The sequence below is a fragment of the Flammeovirga sp. MY04 genome (assembly GCF_001682195.2).
Lineage (GTDB): Bacteria > Bacteroidota > Bacteroidia > Cytophagales > Flammeovirgaceae > Flammeovirga > Flammeovirga yaeyamensis.
Genome location: NZ_CP003560.2, coordinates 2,413,883 through 2,431,628, shown reverse-complemented (window position 1 = coordinate 2,431,628; position 17,746 = coordinate 2,413,883). Strand labels below are relative to the sequence as shown.

General features: G+C 35.8%; 12 protein-coding genes. 5 read left to right on the top strand and 7 right to left on the bottom strand.

Annotated elements, in window-relative coordinates:
• Positions 1-3 precede the first annotated feature (3 nt).
• Together MY04_RS09795 and MY04_RS09790 are read right to left on the bottom strand one after the other, a co-directional pair.
• Complete coding sequence (locus MY04_RS09795) at positions 4-1,080, bottom strand: PorP/SprF family type IX secretion system membrane protein (RefSeq protein WP_066209110.1); 1,077 nt, start codon at positions 1,078-1,080, stop codon at positions 4-6.
• A 176-nt stretch (positions 1,081-1,256) separates the two neighbouring features.
• Positions 1,257-1,880 carry a DUF4251 domain-containing protein gene (locus MY04_RS09790; protein WP_084005827.1) on the bottom strand — a complete coding sequence of 208 codons (624 nt, stop codon included), beginning with the start codon at positions 1,878-1,880 and terminating at the stop codon, positions 1,257-1,259.
• A gap of 287 nt (positions 1,881-2,167) precedes the next feature.
• Here MY04_RS09790 and MY04_RS09785 point away from each other — a divergent pair, with 287 nt between their 5' ends.
• A complete protein-coding gene (locus MY04_RS09785) occupies positions 2,168-2,950 on the top strand; it encodes a nuclear transport factor 2 family protein (protein WP_066209107.1) in 783 nt (260 codons plus the stop codon).
• Positions 2,951-3,010: 60 nt separating this feature from the next.
• Here MY04_RS09785 and MY04_RS09780 read toward each other — a convergent pair whose 3' ends face one another.
• Genes MY04_RS09780 through MY04_RS09770 form a run of 3 tightly spaced genes read right to left on the bottom strand, consistent with a single transcriptional unit; the run spans position 3,011 to position 7,346 of the window.
• Entirely contained in the window at positions 3,011-3,262 is a 252-nt protein-coding gene (locus tag MY04_RS09780; RefSeq protein ID WP_066209104.1) for a hypothetical protein, read from the bottom strand.
• Between the two features lie 43 nt (positions 3,263-3,305).
• Complete coding sequence (locus tag MY04_RS09775) at positions 3,306-3,881, bottom strand: hypothetical protein (RefSeq protein WP_066209102.1); 576 nt, start codon at positions 3,879-3,881, stop codon at positions 3,306-3,308.
• 39 nt (positions 3,882-3,920) lie between these two features.
• Positions 3,921-7,346: an AAA domain-containing protein gene (locus MY04_RS09770; RefSeq protein ID WP_066209100.1), complete on the bottom strand. Its 3,426-nt coding sequence runs from the start codon at positions 7,344-7,346 to the stop codon at positions 3,921-3,923.
• A gap of 292 nt (positions 7,347-7,638) precedes the next feature.
• On the opposite strand from MY04_RS09770, the gene MY04_RS09765 reads away from it, so the two are divergent.
• Positions 7,639-9,345 carry a hypothetical protein gene (locus MY04_RS09765; protein ID WP_066209099.1) on the top strand — a complete coding sequence of 569 codons (1,707 nt, stop codon included), beginning with the start codon at positions 7,639-7,641 and terminating at the stop codon, positions 9,343-9,345.
• 35 nt (positions 9,346-9,380) lie between these two features.
• A complete protein-coding gene (locus MY04_RS09760) occupies positions 9,381-10,778 on the top strand; it encodes a DUF5723 family protein (RefSeq protein ID WP_158297638.1) in 1,398 nt (465 codons plus the stop codon).
• A 429-nt stretch (positions 10,779-11,207) separates the two neighbouring features.
• Here the strand turns inward: MY04_RS09760 and MY04_RS09755 are convergent, their stop codons facing one another.
• Entirely contained in the window at positions 11,208-12,512 is a 1,305-nt protein-coding gene (locus MY04_RS09755) for a pyridoxal phosphate-dependent aminotransferase (RefSeq protein WP_066209093.1), read from the bottom strand.
• A 407-nt stretch (positions 12,513-12,919) separates the two neighbouring features.
• Here MY04_RS09755 and ppk1 point away from each other — a divergent pair, with 407 nt between their 5' ends.
• The gene (ppk1, locus tag MY04_RS09750) at positions 12,920-15,040 is read left to right on the top strand and encodes a polyphosphate kinase 1 (RefSeq protein WP_066209091.1); all 2,121 of its coding nucleotides are present in this window, start codon (positions 12,920-12,922) and stop codon (positions 15,038-15,040) included.
• Positions 15,041-15,221: 181 nt separating this feature from the next.
• The gene (locus MY04_RS09745; protein WP_066209088.1) at positions 15,222-15,710 is read left to right on the top strand and encodes a regulatory protein RecX; all 489 of its coding nucleotides are present in this window, start codon (positions 15,222-15,224) and stop codon (positions 15,708-15,710) included.
• On the opposite strand, the gene MY04_RS09740 is transcribed toward MY04_RS09745, so the two are convergent.
• The gene (locus MY04_RS09740) at positions 15,711-17,720 is read right to left on the bottom strand and encodes a M13 family metallopeptidase (RefSeq protein ID WP_066209083.1); all 2,010 of its coding nucleotides are present in this window, start codon (positions 17,718-17,720) and stop codon (positions 15,711-15,713) included.
• Positions 17,721-17,746: the final 26 nt, after the last annotated feature.

The window sequence follows — 17,746 nt, the reverse complement described above, 5'->3', positions numbered from 1 at the left end:
CTACTAAAGTGTTGGTATTGGACAGTTGGCATGATTAGGAATTTGTTTCTGCAAATCCCTTTTTTTGAAGTAATTCGGGAAAAAATTAAAATCGTATCGAATAGAGATTTCATGGGAATTACCTTCACCCACTGTTAGTCCTCCAATAGGAATATCAAAACTATAACCGATAGTGAATTTTCGTACTTTCACACCAGTTAATAGTACGATGGCATCGTGGTTTAACTTATCCGGATGACTATTTAGTTTTAAAGGAAGTCCTCTATACCAAACACCAAAAATCAAAGGGTTGTAATTTATGTTGGCTCCCAAACTTAATTGATCACTTGTTCCTTGATTTTGGTAATGCATCATCAAAGAAATTGTCTTATCATCATAATTTGCTATAGCCCCTTTCCAGCGGTGGGTGAGTGGTATCTTATAACCTAAGTTTAAGCTAAATCGCATAGGCAAAATATCCACCCCATTTTCTAATCTAGAAATATTCGGTTGGTTGATATGATAAAGTGAAACTCCAGCCCAAAAATGATTCGCATAGAACATTACTCCAGATGAAATATCAGGATATATTTTATTTTGATCAGAAAGCTTGTCTGCTGTTGAACCATTGATATTTCCATTATTATCAATTTGGTCATCAAAAATCAGGTGATTAAAACCCAGAGTAGATTGTTCAAATCCGCCTTGAAGTCCAAAGCTTAGATTGTACTTTTTATTGATTTTTAAATGGTAAGCCCCCGTGACATTAAATGAAAATCGCTGAAAAGCGGTTCCAGAAGTTACATTTAAGATATCCTGATGTGCTAATACACCTAGTCCAATATTCTTCTTAGGAATGGGCGTGTCAAAGGAGGCCATAAATGTATTGTAATTTAATGGAACACCTATCCATTGATTACGGTAATTAATGTTTGCTCTTCCGTCTCCGCCTGTTCCTGCAAGAGAAGGGTTTAGATAAAGAGGTGAAGCGTAATATTGTGATAACTGAGCATCTTGAGCTTGTGAATAGTTTGCAAAGAAAAAGATGAACAGTATACCAAAAAATAGTTTAGCTATTAAGCTAATTGGTTTTGAATACATAAGTTTGTTTGTAGGCACAAGTAATAGTTGATACAGAACAAACTTACACAATTTTCACATATTTTACGCAATGCTAGTGAATAGATAAAGTGAATTTTCTCAGGTAATAAAAAGAGCTAGCGATGTTCAATCACTAGCTCCTTGTGTTTATCAATAGTTTTATGGTTATATCTCTTTTAATATCTTATCATACCTTCGAAAGTACTACTCACTTTATTCGGTACTAATTGTCCTCTCATTTTCAACTGACTATTACTGAATACACCATTTACAGTAGCATTACAGAAATTTCCAGTTCCATCAAGGTCATAAGCAACACGAGCTGTAAGAACAGATCCCATAATGTTGAATTCTACTCTTGTACGTCCTGTCTTTTCGTCTTTGGTGACTTTCCAGTCACTAATACGACCGTCAACAGTAATACCGCCGACACCATTCCAACCTACAAGGTGAGCAGAACCAATCTGAAGAACACCTGTATTTCCTTCTACTTTTAAGAAGTTGATGTTCGATTGAACGTTTACTGTTCTACCTCTTCTATCATATAATTGAGTTGCTTCCAGAACAAAAGATTGACTATCAATAGCAGCATTAGCTTGTTGATTTACTAACTTTTCTAACGCTTCACGTTGTGCCTTCTTTTCTTCTTTTGCTTTTCTTTTTTGTTCTTTTTTAAGGGCCTTCTGTTCCTTCTTAGTTAATGTTGTGTCTTGAACAATATCCAAAGCACTTGCCGTAAAAGAAATTCCAATAATAAGGAAGATAGATAGGATGAATTTATATATGTTACTCTTTTTCATAGTATAATAGATTTTGTCTTTGAATCAGTGTTACATTTCATATAACGGAGATACTTCTTTAAAAAATGATAAATTCTAAAAAATAAAAGTTAATTTGATGTTAAACAATTATTTTTATTCAATTTATAGTGTATGAGGTATTGATTTATAGTTGATTATAATTCAATAAATTTTCAATGAAATTAAATAATTATTTGTTTATGTTGAAATTAATTTATGATTTTATCTAAAGTCAACACTCTTTTTTTATTACTTTCAGGTTCATAACTTTTAAATATCTATTGATAATGAACCCAAAACTAGAAAATGCCCGAAACCTCTATATGGAGGGAATCAGAGACGGTAATGCAAGAGAAGCCGTGACCAAATACACAGGCGACCGCTATACACAACACAGTACAGGAGTAAGAGATGGAATTGAAGGTTTTGTAGAATTTTTCGAACCTTTTATCAAAAGAACACCCAAAAGAGATATTCAAATTGTTCGTTCTATGGTCGATGGACAATACGTATTTGTTCATGCTTATCAGAATCTAAATGATGGTGCAGCCCAATGGGTAACGACAGATTTCTTCGATACAGATGAAAACGACAAAATCGTTGAACATTGGGACGTAATTGCAGAGTATTATGATAACACCCCATCGGGGCATACAGCTACAAATGGTCATACAGGACTAACTGACCTTGATAAAACCGACGAAAATAAAGCTCTTGTAAAAAGCTACATAGAGAATATATTAATGGATGGAGGCGATGCTGATAAATTAGGTGATTATATCTCCAAAGATCAACTTACCCAACACAGCAAGCAATTAGAAGATGGTTACGATGCTTTATACAAAGTGCTTAGTGATACCAACCGTCCACTTAACTTTAAAGAAATTGCTTTGTTAGTAGGGCAAGGAAACTTTGTTGCCACTCTTTGTAAAGCAAATTATAACGATGGAAAGATGGATCAAGATCTTGCCCAAGTCGATATTTACCGCATTGAAAATGGGAAGATCGTAGAGCATTGGGATAATGTTGAACCTGTTCCGGAGAATGATGTGAATGGGGGGAAATTCTAAAAATAGAAAAGGCGATATCATTTATTTGAAATCGCCTTTTTGTCTAATAAAAACTTACTTCTAGCTATTCAACAACTCCTGTAAAGTTTCTACCGCTTTCGCTTTATTTTTAGCAGGTTGTGATCCTTCTTCTACTTCAACAGTCGATAGGAAGTCAGCCACTTTGCCTGCAATTTCCTTAACGTTTTCAGCAGGTAAGTTCATACCCTGTAACATCATAAAGGCACTTTGCATCATTTGTGCAATTTGATTTTCGTCTTCTGCAGTGTTAATAGCATTCGCAAACTGCATTGCGATCATATTTTCGTCCATGGTACTATTAGGTTGATAATTTTGATGAACAAATGTATGGAAATTATCCTAATTCAGTTTCTTCTGACTTTGTTTTTAAACCAAAAAAGCGACGAACTTCTCTTTTTATCACGACTTTCTGATAAAGGAAGTAATCTTTAGCGGCTTTATAGAGTAATTTGTCGGTTTTAAACTGCGTTTGTAGTAGGAAAGCAAAACCAATATAAGGTACAGCCGACCAATAAGCACCTAACCATCCGATTTGCTTCTTCAGTCTATATTTGATAAAAATAGCCTTTAAAGTGGCATTAACCACCAAAAAGATCACCGGAATAGCGGTCACCCAACTAGCCTCTCCTTGTACTACAGAATAGCCAATAGCGGCAGGAATCAAAAAGTTATCGATCCAAACGGCTATAAAACTCCAAACAATTAAAACATAACCTACTCGGAACACTTTCGAAATGTCCTTTCCTAAGCTGTGTTCTATCAAGTAATCGATTTGCTCTTGATTGTATTTCTGATTGTGTTGAACAAAGTTGCAGAAATTATCCCTTGCACATTCACATTGCTCTTCAAAGTTTTTCATGTCATCAATAGCTAGATTTTCTTCTTCTATTGTTAAGTTAGGCGTCGGCATAATTAATTTATAAAGTGTGTGTAGTTGTTATTGGTTGTACTAAAATAATAGGTTATCGTTATCAATCCAACCCTTTTGATCTCGAACCCAGTTCATTAACGATTCATGAATAGAAGATCTCATCAAAATATATGGATTACCAAAGAAGATCATTTGCTGTTTTGCTCGGGTAATCGCCACATTCAATTTTCGATCAACTTTATGATCAGACGTTAAACTGATCATACCTTCCAATTGAAAAGGGGTGTTGGCACAGAAAGAAATCAGAATGACCTCTCTTTGAGATCCTTGGTAGCGTTCTACAGTGTCAATACTCAATAAGTGTGCATCCTCAAATCCTTCCTCTTCCAATGCTTGTCGGATAGCGGCTATCTGATTTCGGTAGGGGGCGATAATTCCTAATGTTTTATCAATATCAAAGCTTCCTTTTTGCTCAAGGTAACGCTTTCTAGTCGCCACGGCTACTTTGGCAATTTTCCTTGCTTCTTCCATATTGATCTTGTCGGAAGTAGAGGTGTTTTTTCCTGTTGTAGGAAAGAATAGCAAGCGACGTTCGACCAATAACTTTTCTAAATCAGAATATTCAGGGAGTTGATCCCACTCAAAAGAAGCACTTTGCCAGGGCAGGGGAACAGTCGTAAGATTTCCTTGATAAAACTGTTGGTTGGCAAAATTCCCTAGAACTTCGTGCATACGTCCTTGATTCTTCAACCTATCAAATGCCCAGTGCCAATTGTTTTTCTGACATAAAGCATAAATACGTTCAAAATAGGCGGTTCTTCTATCGGTTAGACCAATTTCCTTCAACTCTTCAAAGTCAATTTCAGAAAGGACAGGATCTTGCTGAGTGATGGCCGGTAATTGCTTTTGATCGCCAATCAATACAAATCGATTGACTTTAGTTAAAAGACTTACAATCTGAGGTTCCAGAATCTGCGAAGCCTCATCGATCACCGCCATATCAAATTGTTTGATTTTGAAAAGAGACGATCTACCTGCAATAGAAGCTAAAGTCGAGACAAATATGCGATGTTGCTCGATACCATTTCTCAACATCTTTCTATTGTTAGCATTTTGAGCCAAGTTGTGCATCAAATTTTCCTTCCATTGTGGAGAACAAGAATGTTCAGATCCAATACGCAGGAATTTTCGTCCATCTTCCAAAGGTGTTTCAATCGCTTCATCCAATGCTTCACAAATTTCATCTACCGCACGATTGGTATAAGCCACAAAAAGTATATTTCTTGTTTTATCCGTTTTATGAAGAATATGAGCCAAGTTCTTCAGCATACGAGAAGTTTTCCCTGTACCAGGAGGGCCAACGACCAAACAATAATCTTCTGTTGACAATGCTTTTGATAAGGTCGATAGCTCTGTTTCGTTTAAGTTTTTATCCTGAGCAAGCGATTTCACTTCCTCATGAGTGTACATTTTATCAGGATATTTTGGAGGATTTAAGCCCAGTAAACGTGCTTTCTTTTCCTTATTTTCCCAACTGATAAAATTGAAAATTCCTCTATACATCGAATTAAATGATGCTTCAATAAAGTCGCCTTCCAAAGCCCACTTGGTATCAGCATCATAAATTTCTGAGTTTCTTTGTCGGTGTCTTAACTGTACTCTCACCTCACTATTTGATATAAACGTGATGGTTCCTCTGTTAATCTGACCTTGAGTGGGAATGGTATCTGCACTTTGTCTAGGATAAATCGTTACGATATCGCCCACTCTAAAGTTGACAAATGCATTCTCCTCATTGGTACGTTTAAAGATGAGTTCAGGCACAGGTTCGTTGGCATAATTGCCGGTTACCTCAAGATCAAAGAATATTTTGAAACTATCTTTCTTTTCCTCGAAATCGTCTTTCCACAAGGCAGCTGCTCCCTGATTAAAGATCGTATCCCCAACTTTCGACAATTGTTGCTCTTTCGAAATAAAGCTCGTAAAAGCATATAAATACGCCTTTTCCATTCGATTCAATCCCTTAAGATTTCGAATGAATTCGTTAACTTCTGTCTTGGTAAATGGAGGTGCCCCTGCAAAAGCAGATTCGTTTAACTGACAAATCACTTTATGCACTTCTTGTAAAGTTTCAGCTTTGGATAGCTTCAATTCGTTTAGAACAATCTCATTCCTTGTCAGCAAAATGCTTTGTTCCAATTTTAAAGTGAAGGTATCAAATCGTAGGGGGGATTGAATGGTTTTCGAATAGAAAATATAGGGGAAGACTTGCTTACTTTCTACATTATAAGCATCTCTTAATATCATCTGATACATCAAAGTTTGTACTTGATGATTGATCCAAAGACCCGAGTTGCCAAAACCAACTTGAGGAGGAGTTCCCGATTTTAATTCAACAATCCTAAATTCTTTTTGATGTTGATTGATGTGCAACAAGTCCAATCGACCTTGCAATCCATACTTAGGAGAATAGAAGGAAGGTTCAATAATGCACCCGTCTTTATAAATATTCTGCTGTAGAAAATCTTCTTTAATCGTCCTTTTGATATTGTTAAACTGATCCTCAGCTTTCTTCATGAACGTATTAAAACCGTCTTTGGTCTGAAGCTCGTCTAAAGTGATATATTCCAATGGACTCGCTTTAAACGTTTTCGTAAATACATCTCTAAAATCGAGTATATCAGTATCCTCTGAATGTATGGCCTCGTCTAAAAAATAGTTAGCTACGTTACCCAATAACATAGCAGAAGAACTTGTTGAAGTCGAGAATTTCTTCAAAAGGTGCATCAAAGGAATGGTCGTATTTCTACTAAAACATTCAGCTACAGCCGTTACATCAATAAGGTAATCGGGCTCTAAAACAAAATGTTGTGGAGAAACACTATCATCTTCCTCCATGCGTGCATTGATCAACAGTAACTGTGCATTTTCCCAAAGTTTATGGATAAATGCGGTATAAATATCGTTATAACCAGAAACGTTAAATCGAACTTCTAAAGGGGCAGTAGTTTCGTTCTCCTCATCATCTTCCAGACATATGATGCGGTTATGATCTGTATCAATTCTTAAAACTTCAACTTTTAATACTTCAATGGTATTTTCCTTATGTCTGTTGACCAATTCTTCGGAAGGTAATTCCGGTAAGGAATGGTCTAATTTTTCTGGTATGATAACACCATGTACTTCCTTGATTAACTCGGCAACACCTCTTGCCGCAAATTGTACATCGTGATCTGAAATAAATTTGGTAGATCTTTTGGATTGCCTATCGTTGATACGGATTTTTTGTAACCGCCAACTCAGCAATTCAGGCAGCTTTTTTTTCTGACTGATAAAGGCAATTCGTGAGAAAAGGCTGGATAATAACACTTTTTCTCCTTTGGTCTCTTCTTTACAAATCCATTCCAGTAAATCTTTGATTTTGTGGTGTTTCTCTAAGTTGGAGTAAGAATCGTCTTCTATTTGTTGTGATAAATACTGATAATAATCTTCTGCCTTAAGCATTTTAGATAGATATGTTAAAGTGTTTGATCAGGGAACTTTTTTTATACAAAAATAGACTACCCCTTCTGTATCTTGTAAAAATAGATCAGATGTTTGCATTATTCAAATAAGGTCAATACTTCTTTGAAAAAATAGTTTAAATTAGAAATGAGCTTGATATAAATCTACCTTTTGCTACAATATTTAACCTCTTCAAGCTCATTTATTTATAACCCAAAAATAACCTAGCATGTTCGGCATGCACTAAATCAAACCTGACTTTAGACCCTACTAAAGTGCACTATTTATAACTATGAAAATAATCTACCGATTATGGAACTATAAGTTGTTTATAGTTTTAATAACCGCATTTCTATCTTTAAATTCCTGCGGTCCAACATTAGACGAAATTGTCGTTCCACCTATTGATAATTACAAGATAGGCGTACCAATTTTAGATGGAGACATTACTTTTACAGACTTAATTCCTGATGAAGAAACAGAGGATATTAGAGTAGCTGATGATAGCTCTATGTATTTTCAGTTTGATACATCGATTGTCGTAGCCACTACGGAAGACCTTGTTGGTGCTTTTGGTAGTGGAGGGACTGACGATTTTTTTAGTGTGAGTTTCCCAAATCCAGTATCAGGAGTTCCCGTTCCCGTACCAACTGATGGTCTAACATTAAAATTTACTTCTGATGCCGGTTCATGTACATCAACTCCACTTCCATGCGTGGAATTACAAAATGATGTATCACAAGTCACTTACATTAGATTTCTGCAAGGTTCAATTGATGTTGATTATAGCGTAAATGCGGGGGAGCAATTCGTTTTAGAATTGAGAAATATAATTGCATCAGACGGATCAACAACAGTAAGAACTACAGGAACATCTTCAGAATCATCAGCAAGTATAGATTTGACAGATGTTGAATTTGTTTTAACAAGTACACCAACATTGTATATGGGAGTACTTACTTCCGGAGGACAGGCCTCAGCGAATGGCACCGTTTCAAGTATTGCCATGTCTTCTGATAACTCAGCAGATCGTTTGCGCTTAATTTTCCCTTCGGGATTAGGTTCAGCAGGATTTGATATACCACAAGAATCAATAGAGACAGATTATTTAGGAGATATTTTTCCAGAAGGAGCAGATGTTACTTTTCAAGATCCCGTTATCAACTTTGATTTTGATAATCCTTTAGGGACTTCAGTATCTATGGATTTATCTCAAAATGGAGGTGTAAATGCAGTGTCAGGAAATTCATTTTCTCCTCAACTTCAACCTTTATCGTTTGCGGGTAGTATAGCAGATACTGGAACAGTGAGTCAATGTACTCAACAAATTGATGTAGCGGCTGCTGCAGATTTCGATACACCAGCACGTACAAATAGGTTTATGTGTAATGCTGCAAGTGTAATGAGTAACCGACCTACAGAAATGCGATTTGCAGGGCGTGCATCTTATGACATTCAAGCAGGAGATGAAGTATTCTTTAGTAATACGGATAGTGTAAAGGCATACTTTACCACTAGAATACCTTTACATATTGGTTTCACTGGTATGGATTACACAAGTGGATCTGACTTAAGTTTAGACTTTTCATCAGAGTTAGATCAAGTGAATACAGCTGTTTTAAGGTCAAAAGTTGATAATGGTTTGCCAGTAGATGGTACTTTGAAATTTTATATCAGAAACAGAGAAAGAGGCTTGGTTCAAGATTCAATTGTCGTTGATGGGAATCAAGATGGAACCCAAGTGATTAAATCTGCAGCAGTCGATGATAATGGTGTGGTGACAGGGAATACAGAACAATATCTTGAAACTCATTTAACCACTGAACAAGTACGAAGCTTATTAAATGCTGGATATTTAGATATATCCTTCTCTTTAGTAGGAGATGCGGATTCTACCACCGCGTATCCCGATCCAGTATTGATTAAAAAGAATCAGAGGATGAATATTCAGATGGGATTACTATTGGATGCCACTGTGGATCTTACTGGTAGTAATTAATTAGATGTTGATATAGAAAATTAAAAATGAGCTTTATGAAAAATTTAAAATCTATATATATCACCATCTCCTTAGTATTTCTGTCCACGATGGTGATGGGACAACAAATAAATACCATGTATTTTATGAACAGTGTCCCGCAAAGTGCAAGATTAAATCCTGGTAAGCAATCAGAAAACAAGTGGGCAATAGCCATACCCGTAACCAATATGTCTCTACACAGTTATACTGGAATCAGTTTGAACGATGTGACTTATAGAGCAAATGACTCTACCTTTTTGGACATTGACGGTATATTGGATGAGCTTGATAATGAGAATAATGAATTAGCGGCTTTATCTACTCAACTGTTTGGGTTGTATTATCAAAAACATAAGTGGGGATTTAACTTTAGAGTAAATTATACCACCATTCAACATATGACCTATACCAAAGGGTTAATGAATACAGTTTTAAGAGGTCCCGCTTCTGAAAGTGTTTTTGGTCAACAGCAAAAGTTGGAATCTGTTATAGATGCCGTAGCTTTCGCAGATGTCAGTCTAGGTGGTAATTATAGAATTAATGATAAATTAGTGGTCGGTGCCTCTGTTAAAGTATTATTTGGTACCCATAATGTAGAAGCAAAAATTAATGGGGATATCTACCAAGAAGATGAAGCCAATCTAGGCTTAATTGTAGGTGGAGATTTAGAAGTCTCAGCCAATGGATTAGGAGACATCGTCGATGAGGAAGGAAATATTGATTTTCAATCAGACGAATTGACAAAATCGTTTTCTACCTTGAATAATGTAGGTTTTGCAGTTGATTTAGGAGCCACTTATCAATTTAGTGATAAGTTGACGTTCGAAGCGTCGGCGATTAACCTAGGAGCCATATATTGGAAGAATGATAATCAGTATAACTATACAGCACCTTTACAAGATGTATCTTTTGAAGGAATGGATCCTGTACAGTTAATTGAAGGTAATACCGATGATGTATTTCCTTCGTTAACAGATACCATCAGTTTCAATAACATCGATAGTAGAAAGCCAGATAATACAGTGCTTCCTGCTTCAATAAATTTAGCAGCCACCTACGAATTTTGGGATAGAGCTACAGCAGGAGCATTATTCTCACAAACCTTTTATAAAGGCGTGTACTACCCAAGCTTTACCATGTCTGTAGATAAGCAATTTGGGAAGTGGTTCGGATTAGGTTTAAGTTATACAGGTAATAAATACCAAGCATTTAATTTAGGAGGGATGATTTCCATAGGATTCCCAGGATTCCAGTTCTATGTATTATCCGATAATATCATTACTGCAGCAATGGACTATAGTAAGATTAAAGGCGGTAATCTAAGATTCGGTATCAATTTGCCTTTCGGAAAAGTAAAGAATAATGATATTCCCCCTTCATTACAAAAAAGAATAGACCAAAATGATCAATAAGAAATGTTGATGCTTAGCATCAATAAACAACTACTAATATGTAAAAAATGCCGATCGATTTGATCGGCATTTCTTTTATTTTTGTAATTCTAACTCACCTTTACGTAAAGAGGGGTTTCACCGCCTCTTTGGGGAGGAAGAGAAAACGAAGAGTTATACTAAGAAAAAACATGTGGGAAAACGATAACTCAACAACCTCTTATCGAGGGGTTTCACCACCTCTCTAATTGAAAATGATGATTCCCTTAGTTCCTTACTTCCTTAGTTAAAAACCGAGGTCAGGAGACCTCTAACGCCTTAAGACACAAATGCCGCTATCGCTAAACATTTGCGCCAGTTTACTTCTTCCCTCTTACTTCTTACTTAAAAACGAGCGTTAACTTTGCTACCTGCTACCTGCTACCTGCTACCTGCTACCTGCTACCTCCCTCACTTGCTTTCACAATACTCAATCACCGCTTCTCTAATATGCGTAAACGTCTCCTTCAGCAACTCTTCATTTTCTTCAAGAAGTGTTACTCTAAAGCCGACTAATTCAGAACAGAAAGAAGATATTGGAACTACACAAACGCCTTTAGCAGCGAGTAAATTATATACAAACTGTTTATCAAGTGGCATGTCTTCCGTTACCCATTCATCTCTTAATACTTTGAATTTAGGATCATTAATCTTTAAACTCTGACCTTGTTTTAGAACGCCATCTTTAAAAATGATGGTGTTATAAAAGGCTCCGTATGTCTTATTAAACGTCAACTGAGGTAAATCACCCAATAATGAGGCAATAATTTCTGCACGTTTTCCAATAGCTTTATTGGCTACCTTACGGTAAGGTAAGTACCTAGGATCTTTCATAATTCTAGGAATAGCCATCTGAGGTAATTTAGTAGAACATACCTCAATCATTTTAGCGTTGTCCAAGGTTTGGCAAAGTGCACTGAACTGAGGATCGCTTTCTTTGTTGTAATATTCCATCCAACCACAACGTGATCCTGGCCAAGGAAATTCCTTAGAAATACCTTTTAATGCAATACCAGGAACATCTTGAATGTATTCTGCCAATCGAATGGCTTCAGCACCATTATAGGTTACATTTGCATAGATTTCATCAGAGACTAAGAATAAATTAAATTCTTTAGCGATTTCTACAAATCGATCTAATATCTCTTTAGGGTACACCATACCTGTAGGGTTATCCGGATTGATAATCAGAATACCTACAATGTTCGGGTTGTATTTGATCTTTAAATAAAGATCGTCCATGTCTGGATACCAATGGTTTTTTGGATCCAATTTATAAGTCAATGGAGTAGTATTGGCGTGGGCGGCTTCGGCTGAGGAGTGAGTAGAGTAGGCTGGTGATGGTCCGATAATACGGGAAGTAGGCACCAAGAATTGGTACAATTTCGAAATGGCATCACCTAAACCATTAAAGAATAAAATGTCGTTGGCAGTAATCTGAACACCATTTAGTAGGTTGGTTTGTTCAGCTAAAAACTCGCGAGTTTCTAGAACACCTTTGGAGTGACAATAGCCAAAAGTGGAATTTTCCTGTATTAAACCACTGATAATTTCCAACATCCAATCGGGCATGGCTGCATTCTTTTGGATAGGATCACCAATGTTTTCCCAGTAAATCTTTTTACCTTCTTTCTGAAGGATTTCTGCCTTTTTTACAATTCCGCGGATTTCGTAACTTAATTCGTTAGCTCCATCCCTTAATAATTTTTTTCTCATCGCTCAAGTCGTCGACTTACCCGCCAAAGTAAGTCCATTGATTTAAAGTAAAATCATCTAATTGCCAAAAAATAAAAAACACAATAAACACAAGAAAACGATAGTGCTTTCTAGTTGCTTTATGTGTTAAATGAATTGATGGTGTGTAGACGTAGTCTTCAAAATTGGGAGATGTTATCGAGAATGTCAACAAAATAGAAGTAAAGTTTGATGAACAAACGATTTTGCTGACAAATATTAAAAATATCGCAAGACATTAAATGTTTAATACTTATCAATTTAAGGTCAAAAAATATTCAAAGTTGTTTATAATTTAATTTATATGACGTTATTATTTCTATTTAATTATGTAATTTTACGTAGATATACATTATCCCTTAATAGAACACAGATACCGAAAAACTCATATGGTCATTCACGATAAAATCCAAGCTTTAATAAACAGCAGCAATTACATATCAAGAGATTTATCTTGGCTTCAATTTAATTATAGAGTATTAGCACAAGCACAAATGTCTTCAAGAACGGTTTTCGAAAGATTAAAGTTCTTAGCCATCACTGCGTCTAACTTCGACGAATTCTTTATGATTAGAATTGGATCCTTGTACAATTATCTAGATTTTGGAAAAAGGCGCTTGGATTATTCGGGATTAAGAGAAGACCAGTTTAAGGAAAAACTCTATGCAGATGTACATGAGTTTACAAAAAAACAATTCGATTTAATTCTTAATGAATTGACTCCTCAATTTGAGGATAATGGATTTAAAATTTTAAACGTAAGCGACCTTTCGAATAAGGAAGAAGAAGAGGTGAGAAACTACTTTGAAAAAATGGTTTTCCCTATGCTTACGCCAATGGTCTATGATACCTATCACGCTTTTCCGGTACTAAATAACTTGTTAACTATCCTTGGTGTAGTAACGAATAACAAAAAAGAAGAAACGGGAAATAGAAGAAAAATATCGTTCGTACAAATTCCTAAGAATCTACCTAAGTTTTATCAAATAGAAAGGGAGGATTATTGGGTATTCCTACCTATTGAAAATATTATTGAGTCGTACATTTCTCATTTGTTCAGAAATGTAGATATAGAATCAGTAGACACTTTCAGAATTACTAGAAATGGTGATTTTACTCTAGACGAAAGTGATGATTTGGATACTGATTTCTTGAACGAGTTAAAAGCAAAACTGAGAACAAGAAAGACTGGCCGAGTAGTGAGAATGGAGATGTCAGAAAATCCAAATCCACTGCTAAAAGAGACTTTAATAGAGAAATTTGATATTGAAGAATTAAATATTTTCGAATCTCCAGCTTTACTTGATTTTACTCGTTTATGGCAAATTGTAGGTCATAAAGCATTTGCTTATTTACAGCCTCCATCACCAAATTTTGCGACACCAGTAGCCGTTCAGTCTTTTAAAAGAGGAGATACCGATAATATTTTCGACCGCCTTAAAAAGCAGGATATTCTACTGCATCACCCCTACAATAGCCCTGACCATATGTTAGAGTTATTAGAACAAGCAGCTGATGATCCTAAAGTGATGGCTATCAAAATGACGATCTACCGCTTAGCGAAAGATTCTAGGGTGACTAAAGCTTTATTGAGAGCAGTGGAAAATGGTAAACAAGTATCTGCATTATTCGAGGTGAAAGCCCGTTTTGATGAAGAAAATAACTTACAAGAAGCCAAAAAACTTCAAGAAGCAGGATGTTTTGTGATTTATGGGGTGTCTGCTGTAAAAACACATACCAAACTGATGTTGGTAGTGAGAAACGAGTCGGACAAAGTAAGACGATATGTGCACTTAGGTTCTGGTAACTACAACGAATCTACAGCTAAATTATATACCGATATAGGGTTAATATCCACCAACGATGCTTATGGTGAAGATGTATCCGAATTCTTTAATGCCATAACAGGACACTCTCAACCAAAACGATACAATAAACTTCTAACAGCCCCTCGTCAGATGAGAAAAGGGTTTATTGATTTAATCGATAAAGAAGCCAAAAATGCCAAAGATGGGTTGACGTCTGGTATAGTTATAAAGGTAAATTCACTACAAGACGATAAATTGATGGATAGCTTATATGCAGCTGCACAAGCTGGCGTACCTGTTCGTTTAATTGTAAGAGGTATTTGCTGTATTCGTCCAGGTAGAAAAGGACTAAGTGAGAATATTGAAGTGAAGTCAATAGTAGGTGATTACTTGGAACATACTCGATTATTCTACTTCCATAATAATGGAGATCCAATTGTATATGGCGGTTCTGCTGATGCAATGACAAGATCATTTGATAGAAGAATTGAATCACAGTTCGAGATTGTTGATCCATTATGTAAGAAAGAAGCCATCAATATTCTGGATTACAACTTAAAAGATAACATCAATAGCTTTGTGATGAATGAAGACGGTTCCTATTCTAAATTAACTAGAGAAAATGGAGAAAAACCATTTGATGTTTTCAAAGAATTCTACAACGTCACACAAAAGATCGTCAACAAAGCAAAAATATTCTAATACCCTCACCTAATTTTGACTACACTTCAGTGTGGTCAAAATCAGCTTATCACCAACCCACGGTTTCAACCGTGGGAAGGAAGCCAGGGTTACACCCCTGAGTATGATAGCCAGGGTTAAACCGTGAGTAAGATCTTCAGGACAACATCAAATAAGTTATATAGTACTGCTTAACACAGAAATGGACACCATCGCCAAACAATTCCTCCCTAAAATATCCGCTTACTGTTCCTACCAAGATCGTTGTAGGCAAGACATCATCAAAAGATTAGAAAAGTGGGAGTGCCCAGAAGAACATTGGGACACTTTATTAGAGTGGCTAAAAAGCAATAAATTCTGGGATGAAGAGCGCTTTGCAGCATCCTTTGTTCGAGGAAAATTTAGGGGAAATAAATGGGGTAAAAGAAAAATATCTATGGCCCTGTATCAAAAAGGTATTGATCAGGAAATTAGGAAAAATGCCTTGGCTACTGAAATTCCAATGGAGGAATACAACGAAATGGCCCTCAAGTTAGCCTTAAAAAAACTAGAGCAATTGTTATCAAAAGAGGATCAAAAACACATTTTAAAAGGGAAGACATTACAGTATTTGGCAGGGAAAGGCTTCGAGCCTGATGTGTGCTATAATGCTGCAGAAGATGCTATTTATGAGCTTATCGAGAAACAATAATTACCAGATGGTGACTCTATTTTCTTCATCTCTCCACATTCCTTGTCCTTTCTTTACATCAAATGCTTCATAAAATGGGCTGAAATTCGATAAAGGCCCGTTGACTCTATATTCACCTGGAGCATGTCGTTCCGTTACTAATTTATCTCTGAGTACGGCAATTCTAGTTTTCGAACGCCAAACCTTTGCCCAAGAAAAGAAGAAACGCTGTTCAGGCGTATAACCATTTATTTTTTGATGCGTTTGGTTATGTTCTTTAAAGGAATTATAAGCTAAAGCCAAGCCACTTAAATCGGCAATATTTTCGTTCAAAGTAAGATTACCATTTACAAAATAACCTGATAAAGGTTCGTATTGATTGTATTGTTGGATCAATAAATTAGTCCTTTGCTTAAAAGTATTATAATCTTTTAATGTCCACCAGTTTTTCTCCTCACCATACTCATTGTATCTTCTTCCGATATCATCAAATCCATGAGTGATTTCATGGGCTATAATAGCTCCAATTGCTCCGTAATTAATGGCATCATCTGCTTCAGGAAAATAAAAAGGAGGTTGAAGTATTCCGGCCGCAATGACAAACTCATTATTCAAAGAATTATAATAGGCATTGACCGATTGAGGTGGGATAATCCATTTGTCCTTATCCGCAGGTTCGTTTAATGAAGTCACTTTTTGTTTAAACTCCCACTCGTTCACACTAAATATATTATGAAGGTAAGTGTCTGTTAACGTTAAGCTTTCATAAGAAGGAAAGGCATCAGGGTAACCCACTTTTACTACTAAGCCTTCTAATTTACGTTTGGCCGTTTTTAAGGCTGAAGGCGATAGCCAAGATACCTTATCAATTCTTTTTCGTGCAGTAGAGAGTATATTTTGAATTAATTCTTCCGCTTGTTTCTTTTCAATATCAGAAAATTGATGTTCAATATAAATCTGACCAACGGCCATGCCTACAGATTTATTTGTTTCAAATAAGACTTTTTCCCAACGATGAGGCTGATCTAAAAGTCCATCACGAATTTTTCCAAAGTAAGAGAAATCTTCATTCACAAATTCGGAAGAAAGGTGAGGGGCAGAAAAATGAAGTAATCTCCAGAGCAAATAATCTTTTACCTTTTCCAATCCATTTTTTAGAATGATGGCATCGATGTTGGCAAAGTATTCAGGGTTGGTTAAAATGACTCTATCAGTTTTTATTCCTAAAGATTTGAAATACTGAGGCCATATAAACGTCTGACAAATGCCGTTTAAATTTTCTAATGTCTTGGGATTATAATAATCTAAGTTGGGTTGTTTTGCTAATGAGCTTTTGTAAGCTTTTGCGATACCTTGTTCTATAGTGAAAGCATTTTTTGCTTTTGTTTGACTCTCTTCATCTGCATATCCAAGCAGGTGAAACATGTTGGTGATATGTGTGATATAATTGTCTCTATTATGACTTGATATAGAATCCAACATAAAATAGAAGTTGGGATTCTGAAAACTCATACCCTCAAATTCTAGATAGACGGCTTGTTGTTCCTTGTTTTCTTTGTCCTGAAATATGGTAGGTCTAAAAAAAGGATGTATCTGCATTCTATGAAAGCGTACGATCATGTCTTGCAAATCGAAATACGTATCAATGTGCTTGATATCGTTAAGATAATTGACCAAAGGAGCGTAACTTTGATGGTTTATCTCTGTTGAATCCATTCCAACCTTATAGAATTTAATTGCTTTAGCCTGATTGGAGTTTTTAGGATAGTTGTTTTTTTGAGTAAGTAACTTCTCTAAAATTTGATTGTTCTTTACTTTTAGGGCTTTATGACTTCCCCAACTGCTTAAATTTTTAGGAATATCCTCTCTATGTAGCCAACCTCCATTGGCATATAGATAAAAATTATCTTGGGGAGCGACAGTACTGTCGAGGTCAGAAAAAAATAAGTATTGATCGTTTTTTTGAGTTTCTCCACGATCACAACCCACTAAAAAAAGAATGTTGATGCTAAAAAGTAAAAGCCATTTCATATCAACAAATTAGAATAAAGTTTTGA